At 50.8% G+C, this 15693-nt stretch carries 13 protein-coding genes and 1 tRNA gene; 10 read left to right on the top strand and 4 right to left on the bottom strand.

Annotation, left to right across the window (positions count from 1 at the left end; all coding sequences use genetic code 11):
- Nucleotides 1-107 precede the first annotated feature (107 nt).
- Nucleotides 108-1289 carry an MFS transporter gene (locus F3H12_RS11915; protein ID WP_149679540.1) on the bottom strand — a complete coding sequence of 394 codons (1182 nt, stop codon included), beginning with the start codon at nucleotides 1287-1289 and terminating at the stop codon, nucleotides 108-110.
- A gap of 225 nt (nucleotides 1290-1514) precedes the next feature.
- Nucleotides 1515-2189 (bottom strand): tRNA 2-thiocytidine biosynthesis TtcA family protein, encoded by a 675-nt coding sequence (locus F3H12_RS11910; protein WP_149679542.1) that lies wholly within the window; start codon nucleotides 2187-2189, stop codon nucleotides 1515-1517.
- Nucleotides 2190-2678: 489 nt separating this feature from the next.
- On the opposite strand from F3H12_RS11910, the gene F3H12_RS11905 reads away from it, so the two are divergent.
- From F3H12_RS11905 to F3H12_RS11885, 5 genes are all read left to right on the top strand, one after another.
- Entirely contained in the window at nucleotides 2679-4061 is a 1383-nt protein-coding gene (locus F3H12_RS11905; protein WP_149679539.1) for an oxaloacetate decarboxylase subunit alpha, read from the top strand.
- A 12-nt stretch (nucleotides 4062-4073) separates the two neighbouring features.
- A complete protein-coding gene (locus F3H12_RS11900) occupies nucleotides 4074-4391 on the top strand; it encodes an OadG family protein (protein WP_188118522.1) in 318 nt (105 codons plus the stop codon).
- 33 nt (nucleotides 4392-4424) lie between these two features.
- Nucleotides 4425-4814, top strand: coding sequence for a biotin/lipoyl-containing protein (locus F3H12_RS11895; protein WP_149679537.1), 390 nt, complete (start codon nucleotides 4425-4427; stop codon nucleotides 4812-4814).
- A 12-nt stretch (nucleotides 4815-4826) separates the two neighbouring features.
- Nucleotides 4827-5972 carry a sodium ion-translocating decarboxylase subunit beta gene (locus tag F3H12_RS11890; protein WP_149679536.1) on the top strand — a complete coding sequence of 382 codons (1146 nt, stop codon included), beginning with the start codon at nucleotides 4827-4829 and terminating at the stop codon, nucleotides 5970-5972.
- A gap of 172 nt (nucleotides 5973-6144) precedes the next feature.
- A tRNA-Pro gene (locus tag F3H12_RS11885) sits at nucleotides 6145-6220 on the top strand.
- Between the two features lie 464 nt (nucleotides 6221-6684).
- On the opposite strand, the gene mtnA is transcribed toward F3H12_RS11885, so the two are convergent.
- Together mtnA and F3H12_RS13300 are read right to left on the bottom strand one after the other, a co-directional pair.
- The gene (gene mtnA / locus F3H12_RS11880) at nucleotides 6685-7806 is read right to left on the bottom strand and encodes an S-methyl-5-thioribose-1-phosphate isomerase (RefSeq protein WP_149679535.1); all 1122 of its coding nucleotides are present in this window, start codon (nucleotides 7804-7806) and stop codon (nucleotides 6685-6687) included.
- A 232-nt stretch (nucleotides 7807-8038) separates the two neighbouring features.
- Entirely contained in the window at nucleotides 8039-8203 is a 165-nt protein-coding gene (locus F3H12_RS13300; protein WP_188118521.1) for a hypothetical protein, read from the bottom strand.
- Nucleotides 8204-8511: 308 nt separating this feature from the next.
- Between F3H12_RS13300 and adhE the strand changes: the two genes are divergently transcribed.
- The 5 genes from adhE to F3H12_RS11855 all read left to right on the top strand — a co-directional run bounded on the left by adhE (nucleotide 8512) and on the right by F3H12_RS11855 (nucleotide 15623).
- Nucleotides 8512-11178 carry a bifunctional acetaldehyde-CoA/alcohol dehydrogenase gene (gene adhE / locus F3H12_RS11875; RefSeq protein ID WP_149679534.1) on the top strand — a complete coding sequence of 889 codons (2667 nt, stop codon included), beginning with the start codon at nucleotides 8512-8514 and terminating at the stop codon, nucleotides 11176-11178.
- A gap of 349 nt (nucleotides 11179-11527) precedes the next feature.
- Nucleotides 11528-12481 (top strand): TAXI family TRAP transporter solute-binding subunit, encoded by a 954-nt coding sequence (locus tag F3H12_RS11870; RefSeq protein ID WP_149679533.1) that lies wholly within the window; start codon nucleotides 11528-11530, stop codon nucleotides 12479-12481.
- A gap of 36 nt (nucleotides 12482-12517) precedes the next feature.
- On the top strand, nucleotides 12518-12970 hold the full coding sequence (locus F3H12_RS11865; protein ID WP_188118520.1) for a DUF1850 domain-containing protein: 453 nt from the start codon (nucleotides 12518-12520) through the stop codon (nucleotides 12968-12970).
- A gap of 129 nt (nucleotides 12971-13099) precedes the next feature.
- A complete protein-coding gene (locus F3H12_RS11860) occupies nucleotides 13100-15049 on the top strand; it encodes a TRAP transporter permease (protein ID WP_188118519.1) in 1950 nt (649 codons plus the stop codon).
- Nucleotides 15050-15434: 385 nt separating this feature from the next.
- Entirely contained in the window at nucleotides 15435-15623 is a 189-nt protein-coding gene (locus tag F3H12_RS11855) for a helix-turn-helix transcriptional regulator (RefSeq protein WP_207706846.1), read from the top strand.
- Nucleotides 15624-15693 lie beyond the last annotated feature (70 nt).

Genomic DNA, 15693 nt, shown 5'->3' with positions numbered 1-15693 from the left:
ACTCCTTCCTCTAAATGGTTTGTTGTGTATAATCCCATTTTATCAAAGAAGGATGTCTCTTGTTTATTTTTTTCCTACAACAATTTTACACTATGGATACCGGGATGTCACTGCTGACGGGCACCGGACGCCTTCGCGGCTTTGATCCTGTTCAGGCGCTCCAACATGGCAACCATCACCAGGGTATTGACCAAAAGATAGATGGGCAAGAGTCCCATAGACAGGTTTTCTCCCAGAAAACCGAACAGGGGAGGCATGACTGTCGTTCCCACATAGGCGCAGGCCATCTGAAGCCCTATAAAGGATTGGGAGGCCTCGGACCCGAAGTTTTCGGGCGTATCATGGATAAGGGCCGGAAAGATGGGCGCGCAGCCCAGTCCGATGGTGAAGAAGCCGCACAGGAGGACAACATCCATGGAAGCTGTCATGATGAGCAGGATGCCCAGCACAATTAATCCCTGCCCCAGGCGGACGAGGTTCTTATTGCTGATGCGCAGGGTCAGAAAGCCCGATAACAGCCGCCCAAAGGTGATACCGAAGTAGTAGAGGGACACCCATGAGGCTGCCGTATCCGGAGCAATCCCCTTGGTGAGCACAAGGAAGCTGCTTCCCCAGAGCCCGGCCGTTGCTTCAACGGCGCAGTAGCAGAAAAAGGCGATCAGGACCTGTCTGGCGCCCGGCATTTTCACAAGCTCTTTGGCAGAAAAAATCCTTCCTGCGTTTTGGCCTGCCTTTGATGCGGCCGAAAGGCGCGTCCACAGAGGCAGGGATCCTATCAGAACCATCACCAGGGCGGTTTGAATCCATCCTATCGTGGCATAGCCGGACCTCCAGCTGCCACGGGTGAGACAAAAAGACATGATGGCCGGTCCCAGGCTGGCGCCTATCCCCCAGAAGGAGTGCAGCCAGTTCATATGCCTGGCACCGTAGTGGAGGGCTACGTAATTGTTGAGGGCCGCATCCACACTGCCGGCGCCAAGCCCCAGCGGTATGGCAAAGAAGAACATGATCCCAAAACTTGGTGACACGGAAAAGCCAAGCAGCGCTGCCGCGGTCATGGCGACGCTGACCGTGGTTGTCACGCCCGTTCCAAACCTCCGGATGATCCTGCCGCTGTTGAGGCTTGATATGATGGTCCCAAAGGATACGACGGCATAGAGAAAACCCGCCATGGAAACAGAAACGCCCAGTTCCCTGTAAGCCGCGGGCCAGGCCGTGCCCAGAAGTGAGTCGGGCAGACCAAGGCTGATGAACGCCAGGTAGATGATAACAAGAAGCAGGGTACGCATATAGACTCCTTTTACATTTGTCATACTTTCATGTGTGTATCATCATGCCAATGGCATTTTTAACCAATGTATACATTATGCAATTATAATTCCCGTGTCACAATTAACCGGCTGAGCTTGATATACCCTGAATCCATCTGTTGCACATGGTGCTGGAAAAGTCTGATCCTGAGCCTGTTATGCCGGTCTTTTTCCACAGGGGCATACCGTGCCGGAATTCGGTAACTATTTGCTTTCATGGATGCTCCAGCCCTTGATGCCGGAACGCTGGATGGCCCCGAAGATATTGGCCTTCAGGTGCCTGTTGTCTTTCATCAGCTGATGGATCAGATCCTTCATGTCTTGCCTTTTGGTGACGCCGTCCACAGGGCAGCCGCTTTTTATGGGCTCAAGGCCCAGGGCCTTGACACAAGCCCGGACCATCTTTTCCTCGGTGTAAATCATGGGCCTGATCAGCGTGATATCCTGCCTGTCCAGGTAGGTGACCGGGGAAAAGGTATGGATTCTGCCTTCATAGAACAGGGACATCAAAAGGGTTTCAATCACATCATCCATGTGATGGGCAAAGGCAGCCTTGTTGCAGCCCAGGGCTTTTGCCGCGCTGTAAAAGGCCCCTCTTTTCATATTGGCGCACAGGGAACATGGATTTTTCTCCTTCCGCACATCAAAAACCACGCGGGATATCTGGGTGTCCTCGATATGGTAATCCACGTTAAGGTTGCTGTAGAACTTCAGGAGACTGGCGGCGTCGAAAGACTCAAACCCCAGGGCCACCGTGATGCCCACCAGCTCAAACTTTGCCGGGTAGAAGCGCCTCAGCTCATTGAGGGCGATCAGAAGGAGCTGGCTGTCCTTTCCGCCCGAAACGCCCACCGCGATTTTGTCACCATCGGAAATCATGTTGTAATCGGTTATCGCCTTCCGCACACGAGAAAGTACTTTTTGCAGCAAAAAAATATCCCCCCGTTTATCAGTTTGGATAAACAGTCACATTATACCCCTGTCCGGCCTTTTAGGCAATGGGAAGCGACATCCGGCCGGCCAGTTGCCCGGCTTTTTCGCGCCTGTTATTTGAGAATGCCCCAAATCGATGTTTTCGGGCTCTGAAATAGGGATAATATATTATTTGGTACTTTGACGCGAACATCAGATTGGCTCATGGTTATTTTTATCATTCTTTCTGTCGGCGTGTGCAATCGGTTTTGTGAAAAGTGCTCAAAAAACCGATTGAAATGGTTTCAGTATAATGATAAAATGCCCTTGTTTGCGTGTATGTTTTTTTGTACAATGGATAGGAAAATGTTAAAAAAATAACTATTAACAGGTCTTATGATCTGGTATCAAGCCAATAGACATAGGTTCTACCTATAGCAAGGGGGAGTGAAGATTTTGAAAAAGATTAACATCACCGAAACCGTACTACGAGACGCGAACCAGTCCTTAATCGCGACAAGAATGCCTTTTAACGATTTTGAGGGGATTCTTGAAAAGATCGATCAGGCAGGGTACTACTCCATCGAATGCTGGGGCGGAGCAACCTTTGACTCATGCCTCAGATACCTTTCTGAGGATCCGTGGGAAAGGCTTCGCAAGATCAGGGCAAAGGTCAAGAACACCAAGCTCCAGATGCTTTTGAGAGGCCAGAATCTTCTGGGCTACAAGCATTATCCTGACGATGTGGTCAGAAAATTCGTAGAGCATTCCATTAAGAATGGTATCGATATCATTCGTATCTTCGATGCGCTCAACGACTTCAGGAATATTCAGGTAGCCGTTGAAGAAACCCTGAAGCACGGCGGTCATGCCCAGGGTGCCATCTGCTATACCATCAGCCCCATCCATAACCTGGAGAGCTATGTCAAGATGGCAAAAGAGCTTGAAAGCATGGGTGTCAACTCTATCTGCGTCAAGGATATGGCCGGCATCATGAGCCCGAAGGAAGCCTACGACCTCTTCAAGGCACTCAGCGAAACCGTTAAGGTGCCGCTCGTTCTGCATACTCATTCCACGACCGGTCTTGCGCCCATGACTTACCTCAAGGCGATTGAAGCCGGGTGTACCGGTATTGATACGGCAATCTCCGTCTTCTCCGGCGGAACAGCTCAGCCTGCTACTGAGACCTTGAACTATACTCTCAAGCAGATGGGCTATGAGACCGGCCTCAATGAGAAGATTCTCAAGGAGATCAATGACTTCTTCAGACCCGTTAAAGATAAATTCATTCAGTCCGGCGTCCTGGATCCCTATGTATTGGGTACCGAAACCGACGCCCTCACCTACCAGATTCCCGGCGGTATGCTGTCCAACCTGATCGCGCAGCTCAAGCAGCAGAACGCACTGGATAAGCTGGATGAAGTGCTTCAGGAAACACCCAGGGTCAGGAAGGACCTCGGTTATCCTCCGCTGGTAACGCCCATGAGCCAGATGGTCGGTGTTCAGGCTGCTATGAATGTCCTGCTGGGCGAAAGGTACAAGAATGTTTCCAAGGAAGTTAAGGCCTACATCAAGGGCGAATACGGCAAAGCTCCCGGCGAGATCGATCCCGAGCTCATCAAGAAGGTTCTTGGTGACGAAAAGCCGATCACCAATCGCTATGCCGATAACCTGGAGCCTGAGTTCGAGAAAACCAAGCAGCAGCTTGGCAACCTGGCAAAGAGTGACGAAGATGTACTTTCCTATATAGCATTTCCTCAGATCGCCGAAAAATTCTTGCGGGAGAGGGAAGAGAAGAAGGCTGCTACGGTCAGCTACAGCATTAGGAAAGTCGGGTAAAGGATGGTGCATATGACGATTGGACAAAGTCTATTGGTAAGTGTCTTTGGAATGGCGGTTGTCTTTGCAGTGCTGGTGGCCCTGTGCCTGCTTATCTCGCTGTTTTCAAAGATAGTCACAGCATTTGGCAAGAAGAAGGCAGAAGCGCCCCAGGCCGCTGCAGTACAGGCCGCACCGGCCGCAAGCCAGGATACGGGCTTTACAGGCGGCCAGCTGAAGCTCTACGATGTGGATGAGAAAACAGCCGCCATCATCATGGCCATTGTCAGCCACGAGTCGCAAATTCCGCTTTCCGAGCTTCAGTTTAAGAGCATAAAGGCTCTGGATTGACCAAACCAACCATTGTACAGGGAGGATAACACCATGAAATATATCGTTACGCTTAACGGAAAGAACTATGAAGTTGAAGTTGAGAGAGGACAGGCTACCGTATTGAAGGTGGAACAGGCTCCCGCAGCTCCCGTTGCAGCACCGGCACCCGCACCCGCAGCTCCGGCACCCGCTGCTGTGCAGCCTGCACCTCAGGCCGCTAATGTAGCCGGTGAACCCATCAAAGCCCCCATGCCCGGAACCATATTGAGTATCAAAGTAACCCCGGGTGCCGCTGTCAAGAAAGGGGACGTGGTCGTGATTCTTGAAGCCATGAAAATGGAGAACGAGATCTTTGCTCCCCGTGACGGTACAGTGGCACAGGTTGTTACAACACAAGGAGCATCGGTCAACACAGGCGATGTTCTTCTGACACTCAATTAAGGGGGACTAAACATGGAGTTTTCATTCATAGAAACATTGGAAAACATATGGGTTACTTCCGGATTCGCCAATATCACCTGGCAGCAGCTTTTGATGATTGCGATTTCCGGCATACTCATTTACCTTGCCATCGTCAAGGGATTTGAGCCCCTGCTGCTTTTGCCTATAGCCTTCGGTATGCTTCTGACAAACCTGCCGCTGGCCGAGCTGATGCTGGAAGAGGCTGATGGCAAGACGGGCGGATTGCTCTACTACCTGTATCTTGGTGTTAAAAAAGGTATATATCCGTCCCTGATCTTCCTGGGCATAGGCGCCATGACCGACTTCGGTCCGCTGATTGCAAGGCCCAGCAGCCTGTTCCTGGGTGCAGCCGCCCAGTTGGGAATATATGTGGCATTCCTTATTGCCACAGCCCTTGGCTTTACACCCCAGGAAGCTGCGTCCATCGGTATCATTGGCGGTGCCGACGGCCCGACGGCTATTTATCTGACAACCAAACTGGCGCCCCACTTGCTGGGAGCCATTGCGATTGCCGCATATTCCTACATGGCTTTGATTCCTATGATTCAGCCGCCCATCATGAGGCTTCTCACCACCAAGAAGGAAAGGGAAACCAAGATGGAGCAGCTCAGGGAAGTCTCCAAGCTGGAGAAGATCATGTTCCCCATTGTCGTAACCATTCTGTGCGTGCTGCTCCTGCCCTCAGTCGCTCCGCTGATTGGTATGCTCATGCTGGGCAACCTCTTCAGGGAATCCGGCGTGGTGGAAAGGCTCAGTCAGACGGCCCAGAATGCACTGATCAATATTGTGACCATCTTCCTGGGCGTTACCGTTGGCGCTACAGCCAAGGCTGAGCAATTCCTGAGCCCTGCTACACTGAAGATCATCGGACTTGGCCTGTTGGCATTCTGCTTCAGCACTGTTGGCGGCGTGCTCTTCGGAAAGCTCATGTACTGGATTACAGGCGGAAAGGTCAATCCGCTCATCGGATCCGCCGGCGTTTCGGCTGTTCCCATGGCTGCCCGTGTGTCCCAGGTTGAAGGGCAGAAGGCCAATCCTTCAAACTTCCTGCTCATGCACGCCATGGGTCCCAACGTGGCCGGTGTTATCGGATCAGCTGTGGCCGCAGGTTTCCTGCTCGCCATGTTTGGTGGCTGATATTTGACTTGAGAAATTTATATGGATGGTTAATGGGGGCATACGCCCCCATTAATTTACCCGAAAGAGGCTTGCCAAATTCGGAATTGCCATGACTTTACACCAGCCCGAATCGATGCAGGGGCTTGTAAATGGCCGCATTTTAGTGTAATATATTGTACGCGATATTTTCCGAGGTGTAGCGCAGTTGGTAGCGCGCTTGGTTTGGGACCAAGATGCCGGGGGTTCGAGTCCTCTCACCTCGACCATAAAGAGACGTCCGCAAGGACGTCTCTTTTTTTTTGGTGAGAGGGCTCGAACTTACGGCGTCCGCATGAGGGCGAGCGAAGCGAAGACCGAAAGCGAAAAAACAGTCCTGGGGACTGTTTTTAGCCGTCCGAGGGAGCGGAGCGAAGGAGATAAAGTCCTCTCACCTCGACCATAAAGAGACGTCCGCAAGGACGTCTCTTTTTTTTGGTGAGAGGGCTCGAACTTACGGCGTCCGCATGAGGGCGAGCGAAGCGAAGACCGAAAGCGAAAAAACAGTCCTGGGGACTGTTTTTAGCCGTCCGAGGGAGCGGAGCGAAGGAGATAAAGTCCTCTCACCTCGACCATAAAGAGACGTCCGCAAGGACGTCTCTTTTTTTTGGTGAGAGGGCTCGAACTTACGGCGTCCGCATGAGGGCGAGCGAAGCGAAGACCGAAAGCGAAAAAACAGTCCTGGGGACTGTTTTTAGTCATTATTTCCATGCCCAAACAACCCAGCGATACCTTCTTCGGTTGCCGGACAAACGCCCCTCTCGGTGATGAGGGCGGTGATCAGATGATTGGGCGTCACATCAAAGGCGTAGTTGGCCGCAGGGCTGTTCGCGGGCGTTATCAGCACGCTCTCGATTTTGCCGTCCTTTGTCCGGCCCCTGATGTATTTAACCTCGTTTTCACTGCGGGTCTCAATGGGGATTTCCCTGATACCGTCCCGGATTTTCCAGTCGATGCTGGAGGACGGGAGGGCCACATAAAAGGGGATACCGTTGGCATGGGCGGCAAGGGCTTTCAGATAGGTCCCTATTTTATTGGCCACATCCCCGGTTCTTGTTGCCCGGTCGCATCCCACGATCACCATGTCCACCATGCCATGCTGCATCAGGTGCCCTCCCGCATTATCGGTGATGATGGTATGGGGAACCCCGTTCTGGCCCAATTCAAAGGCGGTAAGCTGCCCTCCCTGGTTCAGCGGGCGGGTTTCATCCACATAAACATGGACCTTGATGCCCTTTTCGTGGGCCGCATAAATGGGCGCGGTTGCCGTGCCGTAATCCACAAAGGCCAGCCAGCCGGCATTGCAGTGAGTGAGAATATTGACAGGTTCCCCTTTTTTGCGCCGGCTGATTTCCTCGATGATGGGAAGTCCGTGTTCGCCGATTCGCCGGCAAAATGCCGCATCCTCATCCGCGATGGCGTCGGCGGTTCTCCGTGCCGCAGCGATTTTATTCTCAATGCCTTTTTCCGCTTTAATGGCCTCCAGGCAGCGGTTTACCGCCCATTCCAGATTCACCGCGGTGGGGCGGGTGGCCTTGAGCATTTCTCCGGCATGAACGAGAGCCGACATAAAGGCCTCTTCCGAATGCCTGGGGGCATGAAGCGCCGCAAGGTACATGCCGTATCCGGCCGTTGTGCCTATCAGGCCGGCCCCGCGGATATGCATCTCTTTGATGGCTTTTGCTATGGCATCCACATCCTTCAAATCCTCGATGATAACCTCATGGGGCAGAAAACGCTGGTCGATGGCCTGTATAACGGAGGGATCATCCTGATGAACCCATATGGTCCTGTAATGCTTGCCGTTTATTTTCATCGTGCATCTTGCTCCTTTGTGCCTGGTTTTGTCGCAGGAATAGCCTTGAGCTTCCTGTAAAAAGCATCCCTGCATAGAATGGGCCCTACTATTATGTTAAGCCTTTCCCGTGGATTTTGAAAGCATGAAGTCTTGCGGCGGGCTGTTGAGAATATTGCCAATAACGTAAGCCGCTTCATATCCTGGTGACATAAGACTTGAAACACACTACCGCACAACCATCATAGGAAAATCATGCTATAACAGACATAACCAGATGCAAAGCAGCGCTAGTCTGTTCAATAACAGGATCCCAAATATCAAAAGCCTGGAAAAGCTGCCAGGGCTTCAGGACATAAACCTGGCCGGTAGCAAAATAACCGATCGGTCGCCGGTCGCTCATGTTGAACATGTCCAATGGGATTGAAATCCTGACCATCACTGCTTTTCTGCTTAGACACGTTGTCACATGTGACAAAACGCCATAAACATTGATAAATAATTAACACACATTTGTATGGTTAGCCAATAGCTATCCCAGGGTTTCGATGCTAAAATATAATTGTTAAAATATTAACGTTAATAAATTAACATTACCGGCTTCTCTTATATTGCAGGAGAAGATTTTTTAGAAAGCTGATTGTTAATTATTTAACATATAAAGATCGCATGCAACCCTTTAACGCCAACAAGGCATAAAACAGCTTAAATGAAAGGAGAATGGCGATGGGCAAAAACGGCAAGTACAACATCATTGACACGGTCGATAAACTGAAAGAAGCGCTGGACAAAGTAAGAGAGGCTCAAAGGAGATTTGCAACCTACACCCAGGAGCAGGTGGATAAAATCTTTCTGGCTGCTGCCACCGCCGCCAACCAGGCGAGGATCCCCCTGGCTAAAATGGCTGTGGAAGAGACCGGCATGGGCGTTGTGGAAGACAAGGTCATTAAGAATCATTACGCCTCCGAGTATATCTACAATGCCTACAAGAACGTAAAGACCTGCGGCGTTATCGAGGAAGACAAGGCCTTCGGCATCAAGAAAATTGCCGAGCCCGTGGGCATCATCGCGGCGGTCATACCGACCACCAACCCCACATCAACCGCGATTTTCAAAACCCTGCTGGCCCTGAAGACCAGGAACGGTATCGTGATCAGCCCCCACCCCAGGGCAAAGAACTGCACCATTGAAGCTGCCAGGATAGTCCTTGAGGCAGCCGTAAAAGCGGGCGCACCCGAGGGCATCATCGCCTGGATTGATGTGCCCACCCTTGAGATGACCAACCTCCTCATGAAGGAGGCCGACCTCATCCTGGCAACGGGCGGTCCGGGGCTGGTCAAAGCTGCCTATTCTTCCGGAAAACCGGCCATCGGTGTGGGCCCGGGCAATACGCCGGCCATCATTGATGATTCTGCCGACATTAAACTTGCTGTCAACTCCATCATCCATTCCAAGACCTTTGACAACGGCATGATCTGCGCATCGGAGCAATCGGTCATCGTCCTTGACAAGGTATATAACAAGGTCAAAGAGGAATTCAGGAACCGGGGATGCTATTTCCTCAACGATAAAGAACTGGACAAGGTACGCGCGACCATCGATAAAGATGGTAACCTCAACGCGAAAATCGTCGGCCAGCCGGCGGTAAAAATTGCAGAAATGGCCGGCATTACAGTCCCGGCGGACACCAGGATCCTCATCGGTGAAGTCGAAAGCGTTGATCCTGCCGAGCCCTTTGCCTGGGAAAAGCTCTCACCCATCCTTGCCCTGTACAGGGTGAAGACCTTCGATGAGGCCCTGGGCAAAGCGGAACGCCTCATCGCGGACGGCGGCTATGGGCATACCTCTTCCGTTTACCTGAATGTGGTCACAGAACAGGAAAAGCTGAAAGCCTTCTCCGAACGCATGAAGACCTGCCGCATCCTTGTCAATACGCCTTCTTCCCACGGCGGCATCGGCGATTTGTACAATTTCAAACTGGCGCCGTCCCTGACCCTCGGCTGTGGTTCCTGGGGAGGCAACTCCGTATCCGATAATGTGGGCGTCAAGCATCTGATCAACATCAAGACCGTGGCGGAAAGGAGAGAAAACATGCTTTGGTTCAGAGCTCCCCAGAAAGTCTATCTCAAGAGGGGATGCCTGCCTGTGGCCCTGGATGAGCTGAAAACGGTGCTGGGCAAGAAGAAGGCCTTTATAGTAACCGACTCTTTCCTGTACAAGAATGGCTATACCAAGGCTGTTACGATTAAACTGGACGAGATGGGCATTACCCATACCACCTTCTTTGAAGTAGAACCGGATCCTTCCCTGGAAAGTGCCAAGAAAGGAGCGGCTGCCATGCTCCGGTTTGAGCCCGATTGCATCATCGCAGTCGGCGGTGGCTCTGCAATGGACGCGGCGAAGATCATGTGGGTGCTGTATGAGCATCCCGAGGTGGATTTCATGGATATGGCCATGCGCTTTATGGATATCCGCAAGCGCGTGTACACTTTCCCCAGAATGGGAGAAAAAGCCTACTTTGTTGCCATTCCCACCACTGCGGGTACAGGTTCCGAGGTGACACCCTTTGCCGTCATAACGGACGAAAAGACCGGCATCAAGTATCCTTTGGCCGACTATGAACTTCTGCCCAACATGGCCATTGTCGATGCCGATCTGATGATGGATATGCCCAAAGGGCTTACAGCCGCATCAGGTATCGATGCCATGACCCACGCCCTGGAAGCCTATGTGTCCATGATGGCCACCGATTATACGGACGGCCTTGCACTGAAGGCCTTGAAGATCATCTTCGAATACCTGCCCAGGGCCTATGAAAACGGGGCTACGGATCCTGAAGCAAGGGAAAAGATGGCCAATGCTTCCACCATCGCAGGTATGGCCTTTGCCAATGCATTCCTGGGTGTCTGCCATTCCATGGCCCACAAGCTTGGCGCCTTCTACCACCTGCCCCATGGTGTGGCCAACGCCTTGATGATCAACGAGGTTATCAGGTTCAACGCAGCTGAAGCTCCGGCAAAAATGGGCACATTCCCGCAGTACGACCATCCCCATGCCCTGGAAAGATACGCCGAAATCGCCGATTATCTTGGCATCAAGGGCAGGAGCAATACAGAAAAGGTTAACAATCTCATTCAGACCATAGAGGAACTGAAGGCTAAGGTCGGCATTAAAAAGACCATCCGGGATTATGGCATCGATGAGAAGGAATTCCTGGAGCGTCTGGACGAAATGGCCGAGCAGGCTTTCGATGACCAGTGCACCGGTTCCAATCCCCGCTTCCCGCTGATCAGCGAAATCAAGGAAATGTACCTGAACGCCTATTACGGGGAATTGAGGCTCCAGGTGCGCAATGAAGCAGCAATGACCTGTGAGGATGAGGCTACAGCGTAGCTAAAGTACTGCTGACGGTCAGGTCCGTCTGAATGTTTCCCCCCGAGGGAGCTCCCTCCCTCATTCCATTGGCGACGTCCCCAAAAGGACGTCCTTTTTTTGCAATATGCAGAGTACGGCAATAGTCTGACAAAATTTCTGCAATTTTCTTGTCTTCAGGATGCATTTTGCGTGTATGCGGGCTGCTTTTTCCGGTAAAGTATCCTGCTGTTTTGAATATTGGGAGAAGCCTTTATTCAGATTTGTGGATTTTCGTATTGAACACCGGCCGGTAATAATATATACTTTGATATTATATATTTATCTGAAACCTTGCCTGATTTTAGCCAAATGTTTTGGACCTGGAGGGATGATTTTGAAAAGGAAATCTTTAGTCTTAACTGTTGCCCTTATGCTGCTTTGCGCCATGGTATTGGCGGGCTGCGGCGCAAAATCACTGAAAATGGCTACCGGAGGCACGACAGGTACATATTATGCGTATGGCGGTACCGTATCGCAGGTGCTCTCCAGCAAGCTGAACAATGTCAAGTTTGATGTTCAGTCCACAGGCGCTTCCAAGGCCAATATCTATCTTGTGGCCGATGGTGAGGCGGATATCGCCATTGTTCAGAACGACGTCATGTATTATGCCTATAATGGAACGGATCTTTTTGCCGGCGAGAAGGTTTCAGGATTTTCAGCCATGGCCGGTCTCTATGCCGAGGTCTGCCAGATCGTTTCCAACGGTAAAATTAGCTCCATTGAGGAACTGAAGGGCAAAAGGGTATCCGTCGGTGACGTGGGCTCCGGCTGTGAGTTCAACGCCCGCCAGATCCTGGAAGCCTATGGCATGACCTTTGATGATATCGAAGTCCACAACCTGAGCTTCAGCGACAGCGCCACGGCCCTCAAGGACGACAAGATTGACGCCTTCTTCTGTGTGGCCGGTGCACCCACTACGGCCATCGTGGAACTGGCTACTTCCAATACCATCAACCTGCTGCAGGTTGATGACGAGCATGCAGCCAAACTGATGGAGAAATATCCCTTTTATACCCAGTACAATATACCCGGGAACACCTACAAGGGTGTGACGGAAGATGTGAAGACCGTAGCGGTTGTTGCCACCTTCATTGTTTCAGAGAAACTGGAAGACGATCTGGTTTACCAGATGACAAAAGCATTGTTTGAGAATGCCGCAGAAATTGCAGCGGCCCATCCCAAGGGGGCCGAGCTGAATGCGGAATACTCGGTTTCTTCCATTTCAATCCCGCTCCATCCGGGTGCGGAGAAGTACTATAAAGAGATCGGTGCACTGAAATAAATGACAGGGAAGAAAATTATACGGGGAGCCGCGGTGATGGCTGTCATTATCGCGGTTCCTCTCATATTCTACTTTGGATTTTCCCCATCTTTCCTTGTTCTGACCCATGGCAATACCGGAAAGATTTTGGGGGAGTTCCCCGTAAAATCCGGAGATGAGTTTTCGGTTTCGTTTGTCCATTCGGTGAACCAATCCAGCGTAACGGATGTATACGCCATCAGGGGAAACGCCATATTTGTAATCAGAACCATTTATTATTCCTTCGGCGCGGGAGTTCAGACAGAGATTCAGGAAGGCCAGACCCTTGAATACGGGGATGATGGTGCCATGATTGTCAGCGGATTCAATAAGCGCATGGACAACCTCTCCTACATTGTAGGTACGGTTTCAGACCATATCCTTGAGATTAACGGGCAAACGGTCAGTCTCAGGGAGCTATGCGGCAAAAACACGTGCGTCCGGTTTGCCGTCAGGCGTAAACTGTTCTGAAAGCTCAGGATTCCCGGTGCGGAAACACGTTTTTTCCATGGACGGGATTTTTTTGCGGCGGACAGATACTGCACGTTTGGAGGCATCAGGATATTGGCTTTAGCAAAGGATAAAGGAGGTCGTCAGCAAATGTCTGAAAACAAACATGTCAGCCATTCTTCCTTGAGTGAGACCGAACATATCGATGTGGAGGCTGTTTTGGCCGAGTTTGACCGGGAATCGAACACCAGGCATTATGCAGGGGTACCAAAAAAGATCGTCCGCTATTTTTTGGCTGCTTTCTCAGTGTATGTTTTCTATATGAATCTTTTGAGCACATGGCCGGAGCAGATACGCAGGGCTTCTTTCGTGGGGCTGATTATTTTTGCAGCATTCATGCTTTACCCTGCCAGGAAGAAATCGGCAAAGAAAGTCAACTATGTGCCCTGGTATGACATTATCATCGGCCTTGTCGGTTCAGCCTGCTTTTTCTATTATGTGGCCAATTTTGAAACCATTGCCCGGAAGGCAACCCGCATCAGCCAGTTTGACATGGTTGTAGGTCTCATTGGTATTATTGTTATTGCCGAAGTTTGCAGAAGGGTTGTCGGCATTCCCATCCTTGTTGTTGCGGGTGCTTTTGTCGTATATGCCTTCTCAACCGGTTATTCGTTGACACGTGTTGTCTACACATTGTTCTATACCCTGGAAGGCGTCATTGGAACTCCCATAGGCGTATGCTCCACATTTATTGTCCTGTTCATCATTCTTGGGGCGTTCCTTGAAAAGACGAATATTGGTTCCTTCTTCATCGATCTGGCCAATTCCATAGCAGGACGCGCAACCGGAGGCCCGGCCAAGGTGGCCGTTATCGCCAGCGCTATGGAGGGCATGTACTCGGGAAGCTCGGTTGCCAATACGGTCGGTTCCGGAAGCGTAACCATTCCCATCATGAAGAAAACCGGGTATGACAAGGACTTTGCTGCTGCCGTGGAAGCTGCGGCGTCCACAGGCGGACAGATCATGCCGCCCATCATGGGAGCGGCCGCCTTCCTGATGGCGGAGATGACCGAACTGCCCTATGCCACCATTGCATTGGCGGCCGTCTTTCCTGCCATCCTGTTTTTTTCCGGCATCTTTCTGGCCGTGCATTTTGAAGCCAAGAAGCTTGGCCTGAAAGGCCTTCCCAAGGAATCCATCCCGAACTTCTTCAAGCTGCTTCTCAGCAGAGGTTATCTGCTGATTCCGATACTGGTACTCATCTTTACGATGTCCTATGGCTTTACACCTTCGCGTGCGGCTTGCCTTGCTATTCTGGCAGCTATCATCGTAAGCTCTTTCAGAAAGGAAACCAGGCTTTCGCCCAGCGCTTTTGTGGATGCCCTGGAGACAGGGGCCAGGAACACCATAGGCGTTGCCGCTGCCTGTGCCATCGCGGGCATTATTGTGGGCATCGTTGCGCTGACTGGCATAGGGCTGAGGCTTGCCGACATGCTTCTCATGCTTTCAGGTGGCATTGATATCCTTGCCCTCATCCTGACCATGATAGCCTGCATCATCCTTGGCATGGGCGTTCCCACAACCGCCAACTATGTCATCATGGCTACCATAACCGCGCCCATCATCCTCAAGCTGATACCCGGAACACCGGTGCTTGCCGCCCACATGTTCGTGTTCTACTTCGGCATCGTGGCGGATATCACGCCTCCTGTGGCTTTGGCCGCTTATGCCGGCGCCGCCATTTCCGGGGGCAATCCCATCAGGACGGGAGTCATTGCTACGCGGCTTGCCATAGCGGCTTTCATCATCCCCTATATTTTCGTTCTGAATCCCACCATGCTGCTCATCAATGCTTCTTTTGGGGAACTGGTGCAGATTGTGATTACTTCCATGATCGGCATGTTTGCTATATCCAGCGGGCTGGGCGGTTTTATGCGTAAGACCATGCCCTGGTGGCAAAGGATCCCGGCTGTGGCAGCCGGTGTTGCCCTGATTGATCCGGGGCTTGTGACCGATCTGGTTGGGTTGGTTGTTATTGGTTTGATTTGTGTCTTGCAATTCGCATCCAGGGACAAAAAGAACATGTCCGTTTCCGACTGAGAAGATATTACCTGATCCATGAATTAATATGTTGCACAAGCGACAGACAGACTGCAGGTATATTCTGCATATCTGTCTTTTTTTTAAGATCTATCTATGCAAGACATCTTAGCATACAGATTTACGCCCGAAACGATTTACAGATTTGATTTTATGGGAAATGACATTGGACAAAGTAATGAGAATGAGTATTATTTCCGATAAAGCAATAAAATAATACTATTCATGTTATAAATATTGTCTAAAATTGGCTTCTTATTTTGTATAGCTTAGGCTCAATAAAGGAACGTTGCATTCATATAATACTGTTAGAAAAGGTAACATGACGTTGATAACTATAATCCTGAGTGTTATAATTTATAACGCATGGGAGGGAGTGTTTATCTTGATCAGTTTTAATGAAGAGCTGTTTGCACAAAAACTTAAAGAATATAGGGGCAATAGATCACAAAGCGAAGTAGCTGATGAACTAGGTATTAATAGAGCCACAATTTCGCTTCTGGAAAATGGTAAGCAAATACCTACACTTGATATGTTGCAAAAATTTTGCAGTCAAGTCCAAATTAGTGTGTAAATTACCTCGGTCATCAAACGGTAGCTAATGAGACAATAGCCTAAGCGTTTATGCCGCGAAAGCTGTTGAC

This window comes from Thermoclostridium caenicola, assembly GCF_900142095.1.
Taxonomy (GTDB): Bacteria; Bacillota; Clostridia; order DSM-8532; family DSM-8532; genus Thermoclostridium_A; species Thermoclostridium_A caenicola.
Note: the sequence above shows the minus strand (reverse complement) of the source record. Positions and strands in the feature narration are given on the sequence as shown.